Here is a 13756-nt window from a genome sequence, read left to right on the forward strand (position 1 = left end):
TTGTCCGACCGCCTCTTCGTCCTGCCGCAGTACCTCTTTCCCAAACAGGCACTGACTTCGTTTGCCGGCTGGGTGGCCGGCAAGGAGCGCGGTGCGGTCACGACCTGGATCATCCGACGCTTCGTCGCCAAGTACGGCGTCGACATGGGCGAGGCGCTCGACAGCGACATCGCGAGCTATCCGAGCTTCAACGAGTTCTTCACGCGGGCCTTGAAGCCGGGTGCACGCCCGATCGCGAACGCCGACCTGGTGTCGCCGGTCGACGGCGCGATCAGCCAGTTCGGCTCCATCGAGGGCGACCAGATCTTCCAGGCCAAGGGCCACCGCTACAGCATCACCGCGCTGGTCGGCGGCGATGCGGGGCTGGCGGCGCAGTTCGCGCACGGCAGCTTCGCCACGCTCTACCTGAGCCCGAAGGACTACCACCGCATCCACATGCCCTGCGACGGCCGCCTCTCGCGCATGATCTACGTGCCGGGCGAGCTGTTCTCGGTCAATCCGGCCACGGCGCGCGGCGTGCCCGGCCTCTTCGCGCGCAACGAGCGCGTGGTGTGCGTCTTCGAATCGGCGCGCGGCCCCTTCGTGCTGGTGCTGGTCGGCGCCACCATCGTCGGCAGCATGGCGACCGTGTGGCATGGCGTGGTCAATCCGCCGCGCGGCGGCGAAGTGCGCGAATGGCACTACGCCGACGGCCAGATCGTGCTCAAGCAAGGCGAGGAGATGGGCCGATTCCTGCTCGGGTCCACGGTGGTGATGCTGTTCCCGCCGCCACCGCTCGTCTTCAACCCGAACTGGTCGCCGGCGGGCTCGATCCGGCTCGGCGAACTCATGGCCAACTATCCAGGCCCTTGAAGGCGCCTCCTCGGCGACCCGCAGCCGGCTTCATTGCATAGCTATAAAACTTGTAGCAAGCCGCCTTCTGGGATATAGTCGCCGGCCCGATCCGAGTGGTCCAGCACCCAACATAAAAAAACGCGCGGCGCCACGGCGTCGTGCAGCCGCCACCCCGAGGAGATGTTGTTCGATGAGTAGCAAGGAAAACGCGGCCGTCAACCAATTGCTTGCGCTGCTGGAAGCCCGCTACGCACTGCGCGTGCTCTGGGCACTGCGCGACGGCCACGCCCAGACCTTCCGCCTGCTGCAGGACAGCGTCGGCAACATCACGCCCAATACGCTCAACACCCGCATCAAGGAGTTGCGCGAAGCCGGCATCGTGAACCACGGCAGCGAGGGCTACAGCCTCACCTTGAGCGGACAGGACCTGCTCAAGCGCCTGTCCGACTTGCAGGCCTTTGCCGTGAAGTGGCAGGTGAACCAGGTCAAGAAAACGGCGCCTGCCGTGCCCCCGCCCCTCAAGCAGCTCGGGCCGAATCCGGCGCCTCGTTAAACTGCGGGGCTTTTTTCCTCATCCCAAAGGAGCATTCCATGCCCACCACCCCCACCGGCCTGCAGTACGAAGACACCACCGTCGGCGACGGCGCCGAAGCCAAGGCCGGCCAGCACGTGCATGTGCACTACACCGGCTGGCTCTACAACGACGGCGTGCAAGGCGCCAAGTTCGACTCCAGCCGCGATCGCAACGACCCCTTCGCCTTCTCGCTGGGCGCCGGCCAGGTCATCAAGGGCTGGGACGAAGGCGTCGCCGGCATGAAGATCGGCGGCAAGCGCACGCTGATCATCCCGCCCGCACTCGGCTACGGCGCGCGCGGCGCCGGCGGCGTGATCCCGCCGAATGCGACCCTGAAGTTCGACGTCGAGCTGCTCGACGCCCACTGAGCGGGCGGCACCTCCGTCCCGAGCGAAATGCGCCTGGATGGGCGCATTTTTTTGCCTTGAAAACCCTGCGCCCAGCCCCATCTGGCCCGCTATTGTTTTGTTTTCCGGCGTGGCCGCCGGCTTTTTGAGCATGTCAGACCCGCAAAACCCCCAATCGAATCCCGAGAACTTCCTGCAGGGCGAACCCAGCCCCGAAGAGCTGGAAGCCGCGCAAGCCGCCAACGAGGCCGACGCCCTGGCAGCCGCCGCGGCCGAGATCGCCGCGCTGCAGGCCAAGAACGCCGAACTGACCGACCAGTACCTGCGCGCGCAGGCCGATGTGCAGAACGCGCGCCGCCGTGCCGACGAGGAGGTCAGCAAGGGCCGCAAGTTCGCGATCGAGTCCTTTGCCGAAAGCCTGCTGCCCGTGCTCGACAGCCTCGAGGCCGGCCTGGGCCACAAGGACGCCACGCCGGAGCAGATCCGCGAAGGCGCCGAAGCCACGCTGCGCCAGCTCAAGAGCGCGCTGGAACGCAACAAGGTGATCGAAATCGCGCCCGCCGCCGGCACCAGGTTCGACCCGCACCAGCACCAGGCGATCTCGGTGGTGCCGGCCGAAGGCCAGGAAGCCAACACCATCGTGAGCGTGCTGCAGAAGGGCTACACGATCGCCGAGCGCGTGCTGCGCCCGGCGCTGGTGACGGTCAGCGCGCCCAACTGAATCCACGGGAACCCACAGGAAATCCCCGTTTCGTCCCTTGAATCGAGCTGGGTTATCCACAAGTTCACAACAACATATTTTTCGCGTTCAGGAGCAAACAACATGGCCAGAATCATCGGCATCGACCTCGGCACCACCAATTCGTGCGTGTCGATCATGGAAGGCAACACCACCCGCGTGATCGAGAACTCGGAAGGCGCGCGCACCACGCCCTCGATCGTCGCTTACCAGGAAGACGGTGAAGTGCTGGTCGGCGCTTCGGCCAAGCGCCAGGCCGTCACCAACCCGAAGAACACGATCTACGCCGTCAAGCGCCTGATCGGCCGCAAGTTCGAGGAAAAGGAAGTCCAGAAGGACATCGACCTGATGCCCTACAGCATCACCAAGGCCGACAACGGCGACGCCTGGGTCGAAGTGCGCGGCAAGAAGCTCGCGCCGCCTCAGGTCAGCGCCGAGATCCTGCGCAAGATGAAGAAAACCGCCGAAGACTATCTCGGCGAAGCCGTCACCGAGGCCGTGATCACGGTTCCGGCCTACTTCAACGACAGCCAGCGCCAGGCCACCAAGGATGCCGGCCGCATCGCCGGCCTGGACGTCAAGCGCATCATCAACGAGCCGACCGCGGCCGCGCTGGCCTTCGGCCTCGACAAGCAGGACCGCGCCGACCGCAAGATCGCCGTGTATGACCTGGGCGGCGGCACCTTCGACATCTCGATCATCGAGATCGCCGATGTCGACGGCGAAAAGCAGTTCGAAGTGCTGTCGACCAACGGCGACACCTTCCTCGGCGGCGAGGACTTCGACCAGCGCGTGATCGACTACATCATCGGCGAGTTCAAGAAGGACCAGGGCGTCGACCTCAGCAAGGACGTGCTCGCGCTGCAGCGCCTGAAGGAAGCCGCGGAAAAGGCCAAGATCGAGCTTTCGAACAGCGCCCAGACCGACGTCAACCTGCCCTACATCACGGCCGACGCCTCGGGTCCGAAGCACCTGAACATCAAGCTCACGCGGGCCAAGCTCGAGTCGCTGGTCGACGAGCTGATCGAGCGCACCATCGCGCCCTGCCGCACCGCCATCAAGGACGCCGGCGTGTCGGTGAACGACATCCACGACGTGATCCTGGTCGGCGGCATGACCCGCATGCCCAAGGTGCAGGAGAAGGTGAAGGAATTCTTCGGCAAGGAGCCGCGCAAGGACGTGAACCCGGACGAGGCCGTGGCCGTCGGCGCCGCGATCCAGGGCCAGGTGCTCTCCGGCGACCGCAAGGACGTGCTGCTGCTCGACGTGACCCCGCTGTCGCTCGGCATCGAGACCATGGGCGGCGTGATGACCAAGATGATCACGAAGAACACCACGATCCCGACCAAGTTCGCGCAGACCTTCTCGACCGCGGAAGACAACCAGCCGGCGGTGACGATCAAGGTGTTCCAGGGCGAGCGCGAGATCGCCGCGGGCAACAAGCTGCTCGGCGAATTCAACCTCGAAGGCATCCCGCCGGCCGCGCGCGGCACGCCGCAGATCGAGGTGAGCTTCGACATCGACGCCAACGGCATCCTGCACGTCGGCGCCAAGGACAAGGGCACCGGCAAGGAAAACAAGATCACCATCAAGGCGAACTCGGGCCTGTCGGAGGACGAGATCCAGAAGATGGTGAAGGATGCCGAGCTCAACGCCGCCGAGGACAAGAAGAAGGTCGAGCTCGCCCAGGCCCGCAACCAGGGCGAGGCGATGGCGCACAGCGTGAAGAAGTCGCTCGGCGAGCACGGCGCGAGCCTGGATGCGGGCGAAAAGGAAAAGATCGAAGCCGCGATCAAGGAGCTGGAAGAAGTCCTGAAGGGCGACGACAAGGCAGCGATCGAGGAGAAGACCAACACGCTGATGACGGCCAGCCAGAAGCTCGGCGAGAAGATGTACGCCGACGCCCAGGCGGCCGCCGGAGCCGCGGGCGGCGCGGCAGGCGGCACTGGCCCGGAAGCTGCAAGCGCCCCGGCCGACGACAACGTGGTCGACGCCGAGGTCAAGGAAGTCAAGAAGGGTTGATTTTTCGACCCTGATGCAAGGCTGGATCTCCTGACAGGGCGGTCCGGCCTTTTTCCGTTTTCGCTCCCCCAGCCCACCGACCATGGCCACCAAACGCGACTACTACGAAACCCTCGGCGTCCCGAAGAACGCGAGCGAGGAAGAAATCAAGAAGGCTTATCGCAAGCTCGCGATGAAGCACCACCCCGACCGCAACCATGGCGACACCGGCAAGGAAGCCGAGGCCAAGTTCAAGGAGGTCAAGGAAGCCTACGAGATGCTGTCGGACGCGCAGAAGCGCGCCGCCTATGACCAGTACGGCCATGCGGGCGTGGACCCCAACATGCGCGGCGGCCCGGGCGCAGAAGGATTCGGCGGCTTCGCGGAAGCCTTCGGCGACATCTTCGGCGACGTGTTCGGCGGCCGCGCCGGCGGTCGTGCAGGCGGAGGACGCCAAGTGTTCCGCGGCAGTGACCTGAGCTATGCGATGGAAGTGACGCTCGAGGAGGCGGCCGAGGGCAAGGAAGCGCAGATCCGCATTCCGAGCTGGGACGATTGCGGCACCTGCAAGGGCACGGGCGCCAAGCCGGGCACCAAGCCCATCACCTGCACCACCTGCCACGGCCAGGGCGCGGTGCAGATGCGCCAAGGTTTCTTCAGCGTGCAGCAGACCTGCCCGACCTGCCACGGCAGCGGCAAGATCATTCCCGAGCCCTGCACCACCTGCCACGGCCAGGGCAAGATCAAGAACAACAAGACGCTCGAGGTCAAGATCCCGGCCGGCATCGACGACGGCATGCGCATCCGCAGTACCGGCAACGGCGAGCCCGGCACCAACGGCGGACCGCCCGGCGACCTCTATATAGAGATCCGGCTCAAGAAGCACGAGCTGTTCGAGCGCGACGGCGACGACCTGCATTGCGTGGTGCCAGTCAGCATCACCACCGCCGCGCTGGGCGGCGAGATCAATGTGCCCACGCTCAAGGGTGCGGCCGCGATCGACATCCCCGACGGCACCCAGAGCGGCAAGCAGTTCCGCCTGCGCGGCAAGGGCATCAAGGGCGTGCGCTCCACCTACCCGGGCGACCTCTACTGCCACGTCCGCGTGGAGACGCCGGTCAAGCTCACCGAGCACCAGCGCAAGCTGCTGAAAGAGCTCGACGAATCGCTCAAGAAGGGCGGCGACAAGCACAGCCCCACGGACAAGGGCTGGTTCGACAAGGCCAAGGAATTTTTTAGCTGAATAGGCTCTCCCCCAGGCTCCCCCACTTCGTGTGGTCCTTCACCGGGGGCACCACCAGCGGCCCGGCAACGCCGGTTCCGCGGTGTTTCCCGAACGAGCCTGGCTTCGCCGGCCAGCTGCCAGCTCACGCGACCATTTGGGCTTGATTGGTCGCCGCGGGCTCAATAGCCCAGCAGATTGCGCCGCACGTGCGTCAGATGCTGCAGGCAGAGCTGCACGGCGCGCGCGCCGTCGCGGTCCTTGAGCGCGGCGACCAGTTCGCGATGCTCGCGCTGGTAGTCCAGCCTGCGCTCCGGCGTGGCGCTGCGGCGCTTGAGCATGCCCCACTCTCCCTGCGCGCGCACCTCGTTCATGCGCTGAAACACGGCCGCGATGAAGGCGTTGTGCGCGGCGCCGGCGATGGCCTCGTGCAACCTGCCGTCCCATAGCTCGAATTCCTCGAGGCTCGCCGCCGCCTCGCCCCGGTCGCAGCACTCTTCCATCCTGGCGAAATCGGCGGCCGTGGCATTGCCGACGACCATGGCGATGATGGCGGGCTCGAGCACCAGGCGCGCGCTCATCAGCTCGGCAGGACTGGTCGCGAGCGGCGACTCGCCATGGCTGAGTTCCGCCAGCGCCTGCGCGACCTCCTCGCTGACGTAGGTCCCGCTGCCCACCGTCTGGGTGATCAGCCCCCGGCCCTTCAGGTCGGCCAGCACGCGGCGTACCGCGCCACGGCTGAGCCCGAACTGCCCGCTCAGTTCGCGCTCGGTCGGCAGCCGGTGGCCGGCTCGCCAAGTGCGCGATTTCAGGTTCTCGAGAATGGCTTCCCGCAGGGTCAGGGCGCTGTACACGGTCGTATGAATTGAAGGAGTGCGCCGATCGTATCAACCGCGGCGCAGGCGGCTCTATTGTGCATTTGGTACTCGATTGGTAGCATTTGGTCTCACCAAGGAGATCATTTTGCGCATCGCCACTTATCAGTATCAAGGCCGACGCCGGGTCGGCCTGGTCTCGGAAGACGGGGCGACCGTCAGTCCGCTCCAGCTCGACGATGCCCGGGCGCAGCGCGGCGCACTGTCCCTGATCGAAGATCGGGCTTCCGGAGCGGCCTTGCCTTCTGCGGGTGCGCCGCTCGCCCGCAGCGAGGTGAGGCTCGAAGCCCCCTTGCCCCTGCCGCGCCGCAACATCTTCTGCGTCGGACGCAACTACCACGCCCATGCCAAGGAACTGTCGGCCTCGGTCTTCAGGAACAACACGGCCAAGGCCGATGCCTGGCCGATCGTGTTCACCAAGGTGCCGGAATGCGTGATCGGGCCACAGGACGAGGTGCGGCTGCCGGGCGAGTCGGTGTCGGCGCAGATCGACTACGAGGCCGAGCTGGCCGTGGTCATCGGCAAGGGCGGCCGCAACATCGCGCGCGGCGAGGCGTTGTCGCACGTGTTTGGTTACACCATCGTCAATGATGTCACAGCGCGCGACGTGCAGATGCGCCACCAGCAGTGGGATCTGGGCAAGTCCTTCGACACCTTCTGTCCCATGGGCCCCTGGATCGTGAGCGCCGACGCGCTCGACGGCACGCAGACGCGCGTGCGCTGCTGGGTCAACGGCGAGCTGCGGCAGGATGCGCAGACCGCCGACTTCATCTTCGACATTCCGGCGCTGATCGAGGCCTGTTCGCGCGGCATCACCCTGTATCCCGGCGACGTGATCGCCACCGGCACGCCGGCCGGCGTCGGCATGGGCATGTCGCCGCCGCAGTACCTGAAGGCGGGCGACACGGTCCGCATCGAGATCGACGGCCTCGGCACGCTGGAAAACCGCTTCGTCTGAAAAGCGCCCCCCAAACAAATGGAGACAGGCTCATGCATGCATATCCACGCGCGCTGCTGCGCGCGGCATTCTTCGCGGCCGCCTGCTGCGCCACCGTCACGGCGGCGATCGCGCAATCGAGTTGGCCCGACAAGCCGATCACGATGGTCGTGCCATTCCCGCCGGGCGGCGTTGCGGATACGGTCGCACGGCCCGTGGCCGAGGCCCTCTCGCGCGAACTGAAACAATCCGTGATCGTCGAGAACAAGGCCGGCGCGGGCGGCGCGGTAGGCATCGGCTTCGCGGCCCGCGCGCCGGCCGACGGCTACACCGTGCTGCTGAGCCTGTCCTCGATCTCCATCCTGCCGGAGGCCGACGCCATCCTCGAGCGCAAGCCCGCCTACCAGACGAGCCAGTTCAAGCCGATCGCGCGCTTCACCGCCGATCCGACCGTGCTGGTCGTGCGCGCGGACGCGCCGTGGAAAACGCTGGCGGAGTTCATCGCCGACGCGCGCACCAAGCCCGGCGCTTACAACTACGGCAGCTCCGGCAACTACGGCACGATGCATGTGCCGATGGAGATGCTGAAGAACGCCGCCGGCTTTCGCATGACCCACATCCCCTACACCGGCGCAGGGCCGGCGGTGGTCGCTCTGCTCGCGGGGCAGGTCGACGCGCTCGCGAGCGGGCCGCCGACGGTGGTCCAGCAGATCAAGGCCGGCAAGCTGCGCGCGCTCGCGCACTGGGGCGAGCGCCCGTTGGCCGCGCTGCCCGAGGTACCGAGCCTCGATCAGTCGGGATTCAAGGTGAAGTTCGCGCAGTGGTCGGGGCTTTTCGTTCCCGCTGCGACGCCGGACGAGATCGTGCGGCGGCTGCGCGCGGCGTCGGCGAAGGCGGCTGCAGATCCGGCGGTGGTGCAGGTCATCGAGAAGGCGGGGAGCCCCATCGCCTACCTCGACGCGCCCGAGTTCCAGTCGTACTGGAATGCCGATGCCGCCATGATGACCGAGGCGGTCCGCAAGATCGGCAAGGTCGAGTAGCGGCTGGCGGTTTCCTCGCGGCCGTTCGAGCAACCGGCCTACTACCGATGCGTTCGCGTCGCGCGTAGCCTATAACCAAAGGCAGGACGTTGTGTCCCGACTGTGTTTCAAGGCATAAGAAAAGAACCTGCGCGCACATCGACGAAGAGCCTGCCCCGGCCGACTTCGTGCGTCACGCATTTTTCGGTCGATCTGACTATTGCTTCCGGTTTCGCGTTGGAACTTTTAAACAACGCGCCAATTCTTATTTGAAAAGCAATTTGCTGGACGCGCTCTTTGTTCTATGCTTTGACCAAGTTCCTGCTTGAGGAGTGAATCCGAAGCGTGCACACCATACCTGGCACCATTCCTGCGAACGATGCAACGTGTGCAGCACGGAAACTCCGGGCAGCGCCCCGCTGACTCGATGGAGGTGTCTATGGATGTCGTCAGTAACTTCGCCGCCCGCTACGAGCGGACCCGCGAAGAGGTCCTGTCCCTGCAGGAATATCTGGAGATCTGCAAGCGCGAGCCCGGGGCTTACGCCACGGCCGCCGAGCGCATGCTCCAGGCGATCGGGGAACCCGAACTCGTCGACACGCGCAACGATCCGCGCCTGTCGCGCATCTTCGCCAACAAGGTCATCAAGATCTACCCTGCGTTCAGGGAGTTCTACGGCATGGAAGATGCAATCGAGCAGGTGGTCTCGTACTTCCGGCACGCCGCACAGGGCCTGGAAGAGAAGAAGCAGATCCTCTACCTGCTCGGCCCCGTCGGCGGGGGCAAGAGCTCGATCGCCGAGCGCTTGAAGCAACTGATGGAGCAGGTGCCCTTCTATTCGATCAAGGGATCGCCGGTCAACGAGTCGCCGCTCGGTCTCTTCGACGCCACGGAAGACGGCGAGATCCTCGAGAAGGAATACGGCATTCCGCGCCGCTACCTGCAACGCATCCTGTCGCCCTGGGCCGTGAAGCGGCTCGAGGAGTACGGCGGCGACATCCGGCAGTTCCAGATCGTCAAGCGCTATCCCTCGGTGCTGCGGCAGATCGCCGTGGCCAAGACCGAGCCGGGCGACGAGAACAACCAGGACATCTCCTCGCTGGTCGGCAAGATCGACATCCGCAAGCTCGAGACCTTCGCGCAGGACGACCCCGACGCCTACGCCTACTCCGGCGGCCTGTGCCTGGCCAACCAGGGCCTCCTGGAATTCGTCGAGATGTTCAAGGCGCCGATCAAGGTGCTACATCCGCTCCTGACCGCCACGCAGGAAGGCAACTTCAAGGGCACCGAGGGCTTCGGCGCCATTCCCTTCGACGGCATCGTGCTGGCCCACAGCAACGAAAGCGAATGGAAGGCCTTCCGCAACAACAAGAACAACGAGGCTTTCCTCGACCGCATCTACATCGTCAAGGTGCCGTACTGCCTGCGCGTCTCCGAAGAAATCAAGATCTACGAGAAGCTGGTGCGCAACTCCTCGCTCTCGCTGGCGCCCTGCGCGCCCGGAACGATGCGCATGATGGCCCAGTTCTCGGTGCTGACGCGGCTCAAGGAGCCCGAGAACTCCAGCATCTTCAGCAAGATGCAGGTCTACGACGGCGACAACCTCAAGGACACCGATCCCAAGGCCAAGTCGATCCAGGAGTACCGCGACTACGCCGGCGTCGACGAAGGCATGAGCGGCGTATCGACCCGCTTCGCGTTCAAGATCATCTCCAAGGTCTTCAATTTCGACAGCAGCGAGGTCGCCGCCAATCCGGTGCACCTCATGTATGTGCTCGAACAGCAGATCGAGCGCGAGCAGTTCGCGCCCGAGACCGAGCAGAAGTACCTTTCGTACATCAAGGAGCTGATGGCACCGCGCTATGCGGAGTTCATCGGCAAGGAGATCCAGACCGCCTACCTGGAAAGCTATTCCGAGTACGGCCAGAACATCTTCGACCGCTATGTCACCTATGCCGACTACTGGATCCAGGACCAGGAGTACCGCGACCAGGACACCGGCGAAGTCTTCGACCGCGGCTCGCTCAACGCCGAGCTCGAGAAGATCGAGAAGCCCGCGGGCATCAGCAACCCCAAGGACTTCCGCAACGAGATCGTCAACTTCGTTCTGCGCGCGCGCGCCGGCAACGCGGGCAAGAACCCGTTGTGGACCAGCTACGAAAAGCTGCGCACGGTGATCGAGAAGAAGATGTTCTCCAACACCGAGGAGCTTCTGCCCGTCATCAGCTTCAATGCCAAGAGCAGCGCCGACGAGCTGAAGAAGCACGAGGATTTCGTCAATCGCATGGTGCAGAAGGGTTACACGGCCAAGCAGGTCCGTTTGCTGTGCGAGTGGTACCTGCGCGTTCGCAAGAGCTCATAATGAGCTGAAAGGAGTTCCTGCCGTGGCCATGCTGCAGCAGATCATCGACCGCCGTCTGTCGGGGAAGAACAAGTCCATCGGCAACCGCGAGCGTTTCCTGCGGCGTTATCGCGAGCAGATCGGCGAAGCCGTGCGGCGCGCCGTCAGCGGCCGCAGCATTCGCGATCTCGAGCAGGGCGAGGACATCACCTTGCCCAAGCGCGATGTCTCCGAACCGGTGTTCGGCCATGGCCAGGGTGGCGACCGCGAGTACGTGCATCCGGGCAATCGCGAGTACGTCAAGGGCGACCGCATCGAGCGGCCGCAGCAGGGCGGAGGCGGCGCGGGAAGCGGCTCGCAGGCCGGCGACGGCGAAGGCGGCGAAGACGACTTCGTCTTCCGCCTCACCAAGGAAGAGTTCATGCGGGTCTTCTTCGAAGACCTCGCCCTGCCCCACCTGATCCGCACCCAGCTGGCCGAAGTGCCGGAATGGAAAAGCCACCGCGCAGGGTTCACGAGCGACGGCATGCCCACCAACCTGCACGTCGTGCGCTCGATGCGCGGCGCGCTGGCTCGGCGCATCGCGCTCGGCGGCGCCCCGCGGCGCGAGATCCGCGAACTCGAGGCGCATCTGCTGCACCTCCAGCGCAGCCCGCGCGTGGCCGATGCGCTGGTACAGCGCGAGATCCGCGAGACTGAGGCCGAGCTCGAAGAGCTTCGCGCCAAGGCCAAGCACATACCCTTCCTGGACCCGATCGACCTGCGCTACCGCAATCGCGTCCGGGTGCCGGTGCCCTCGGCCAAGGCAGTGATGTTCTGCCTGATGGATGTGTCGGGCTCGATGGACGAAGCACGCAAGGACATGTCGAAGCGCTTCTTCATGCTGCTGTACCTGTTCCTGACGCGGCACTACGAGAAGATCGAACTGGTGTTCATTCGCCACCACACGCAGGCCAGCGAGGTGAGCGAAGAGGAGTTCTTCCATGCCACCGAAACCGGCGGCACCGTGGTGTCCAGCGCCCTGACGCTGATGCACGAGATCATTCGGGCGCGGTTCCCGAGCAGCGAGTGGAACATCTACGGCGCCCAGGCCAGCGACGGCGACAACTGGCACCAGGACAGCGGCCGCTGCCGCGAGCTGCTGACCGACCACCTGCTGCCGCTGGTGCGCTACTACGCCTACGTGCAGGTGGCAGATGCCGAGCAGAACATGTGGGAGGAATACAGCCAACTGGTCGGCTCCCACAAGAATTTCGCGATGCGCAAGGTCGCTGACGCGCAGGACATCTATCCGGTGTTCCGAGACCTGTTCAAGAAAGAGGGGGTGCCGGCGTGAACGCAAAGAAGCAGAAGCGGGAGCCCCTGCCCAGCCCCTCGGACTGGACCTTCGAACTGATCGAGCGCTACCACGGCGAGATCGCCCGCGTGGCGCGCGGCTACAAGCTGGACACCTACGCCAACCAGCTCGAGATCATCACGGCCGAGCAAATGATGGACGCCTACGCCTCGGTGGGCATGCCGGTCATCTACCGCCACTGGTCCTACGGCAAGCAGTTCATCTCGACCGAGAAGAACTACCGCCGCGGCCACATGGGCCTGGCCTACGAGATCGTCATCAATTCCGATCCCTGCATCGCCTACCTGATGGAAGAGAACACCATGGCCATGCAGGCCCTGGTGATCGCCCATGCCGCCTACGGCCACAACAGCTTCTTCAAGGGCAACTACCTCTTCAAGATGTGGACGGACGCCTCATCCATCATCGACTACCTGGTCTACGCGCGGAACTACATCAGCGAGTGCGAGGAACGCCATGGCGTGGCCGCCGTCGAAGACCTGCTCGATTCCTGCCATGCGCTGATGAACCATGGGGTGGACCGTTATCGCCGCCCGCAGAAACTGTCGCTGAACCAGGAACAGGTGCGCCGCGAGGAGCGCGAGCACCATCTGCAGCAGCAGGTCAACGACCTCTGGCGGACCCTGCCACGCAAGAGCGGGCGCAGCGCCGACGACGAGGAGGCATCCAAGCGCTTTCCCTCCGAGCCGCAAGAGAACCTGCTCTATTTCATCGAGAAAAATGCACCATTGTTGGACCCTTGGCAACGCGAAGTGGTGCGTATCGTGCGCAAAATTGGGCAGTACTTCTATCCGCAGCGCCAGACGCAGGTCATGAACGAGGGCTGGGCCACCTTCTGGCACTACACCCTGCTCAATACGCTCTACGACGAAGGCCTTTTGGCCGACGGTTTCATGATGGAGTGGCTGCAGTCGCACACCAACGTGGTGTTCCAGCCGCCGGTCGGCCACCGCGCCTACAGCGGTATCAATCCCTATGCGCTGGGTTTTGCGATGTACACCGACCTGCGGCGCATCTGCGAAAACCCGACCGAGGAAGACAAGCGCTGGTTCCCCGATATGGCCGGCTCGCCGTGGCTGACTTCGCTGGACTACGCGATGCGCAATTTCAAGGACGAGAGCTTCGTCGGCCAATTCCTCTCGCCCAAACTGATGCGCGACTTTCGCTTTTTTGCGATCCGCGACAAGGAGGGCGACCCGGAGCTCGAGGTATCGGCCATCCACGACGACAGCGGCTACCGCCAGCTGCGCGAATCGCTGTCGCGCCAGTACGACCTCAACCACCGCGAGCCGAACATCCAGGTCTGGAGCGTCAACCTGCGCGGCGACCGCGCGCTCACGTTGCGCCACACGCAGCACAACGACCGCCCGTTGCACGACGATGCGCAGGAGGTGCTCAAGCACGTCGCCCGCCTCTGGGGCTTCGACGTGCATCTCGAGAGCATCGACAGCCAGGGCCGAGTGAACCACCGCAAGGTGGCCGGGCCGCAGGCGACCTAGCTAGGGCCTGT

12 protein-coding genes are annotated in these 13756 nt (G+C 64.8%); 11 read left to right on the forward strand and 1 reads right to left on the reverse strand.

What is annotated here, in order from left to right; translation table 11 throughout:
* From asd to dnaJ, 6 genes are all read left to right on the forward strand, one after another.
* Complete coding sequence (gene asd / locus AC3A6B_RS00570) at positions 1–852, forward strand: archaetidylserine decarboxylase (RefSeq protein ID WP_487834806.1); 852 nt, start codon at positions 1–3, stop codon at positions 850–852.
* A gap of 172 nt (positions 853–1024) precedes the next feature.
* A complete protein-coding gene (locus tag AC3A6B_RS00575; RefSeq protein ID WP_487834807.1) occupies positions 1025–1387 on the forward strand; it encodes a winged helix-turn-helix transcriptional regulator in 363 nt (120 codons plus the stop codon).
* A gap of 38 nt (positions 1388–1425) precedes the next feature.
* Positions 1426–1776 carry an FKBP-type peptidyl-prolyl cis-trans isomerase gene (locus AC3A6B_RS00580; RefSeq protein ID WP_487834808.1) on the forward strand — a complete coding sequence of 117 codons (351 nt, stop codon included), beginning with the start codon at positions 1426–1428 and terminating at the stop codon, positions 1774–1776.
* 130 nt (positions 1777–1906) lie between these two features.
* Positions 1907–2476: a nucleotide exchange factor GrpE gene (grpE, locus tag AC3A6B_RS00585; protein ID WP_487834809.1), complete on the forward strand. Its 570-nt coding sequence runs from the start codon at positions 1907–1909 to the stop codon at positions 2474–2476.
* Positions 2477–2578: 102 nt separating this feature from the next.
* On the forward strand, positions 2579–4516 hold the full coding sequence (gene dnaK / locus AC3A6B_RS00590; protein ID WP_487834810.1) for a molecular chaperone DnaK: 1938 nt from the start codon (positions 2579–2581) through the stop codon (positions 4514–4516).
* An 82-nt stretch (positions 4517–4598) separates the two neighbouring features.
* Complete coding sequence (dnaJ, locus tag AC3A6B_RS00595) at positions 4599–5738, forward strand: molecular chaperone DnaJ (RefSeq protein WP_487834811.1); 1140 nt, start codon at positions 4599–4601, stop codon at positions 5736–5738.
* Between the two features lie 161 nt (positions 5739–5899).
* On the opposite strand, the gene AC3A6B_RS00600 is transcribed toward dnaJ, so the two are convergent.
* On the reverse strand, positions 5900–6571 hold the full coding sequence (locus AC3A6B_RS00600; RefSeq protein ID WP_487834812.1) for a FadR/GntR family transcriptional regulator: 672 nt from the start codon (positions 6569–6571) through the stop codon (positions 5900–5902).
* Between the two features lie 109 nt (positions 6572–6680).
* Between AC3A6B_RS00600 and AC3A6B_RS00605 the strand changes: the two genes are divergently transcribed.
* From AC3A6B_RS00605 to AC3A6B_RS00625, 5 genes are all read left to right on the forward strand, one after another.
* Entirely contained in the window at positions 6681–7550 is an 870-nt protein-coding gene (locus tag AC3A6B_RS00605) for a fumarylacetoacetate hydrolase family protein (protein WP_487834813.1), read from the forward strand.
* 32 nt (positions 7551–7582) lie between these two features.
* Complete coding sequence (locus tag AC3A6B_RS00610) at positions 7583–8569, forward strand: tripartite tricarboxylate transporter substrate binding protein (RefSeq protein WP_487834814.1); 987 nt, start codon at positions 7583–7585, stop codon at positions 8567–8569.
* Positions 8570–8987: 418 nt separating this feature from the next.
* Entirely contained in the window at positions 8988–10910 is a 1923-nt protein-coding gene (locus AC3A6B_RS00615; protein WP_487834815.1) for a PrkA family serine protein kinase, read from the forward strand.
* A gap of 28 nt (positions 10911–10938) precedes the next feature.
* Positions 10939–12225, forward strand: coding sequence for a YeaH/YhbH family protein (locus AC3A6B_RS00620; RefSeq protein WP_487835225.1), 1287 nt, complete (start codon positions 10939–10941; stop codon positions 12223–12225).
* The gene (locus AC3A6B_RS00625) at positions 12222–13745 is read left to right on the forward strand and encodes a SpoVR family protein (RefSeq protein ID WP_487834816.1); all 1524 of its coding nucleotides are present in this window, start codon (positions 12222–12224) and stop codon (positions 13743–13745) included. Before AC3A6B_RS00620 ends, AC3A6B_RS00625 begins: the two co-directional genes overlap by 4 nt.
* Positions 13746–13756 lie beyond the last annotated feature (11 nt).

The sequence above is a fragment of the Variovorax sp. Soil_C_33 genome (assembly GCF_057656935.1).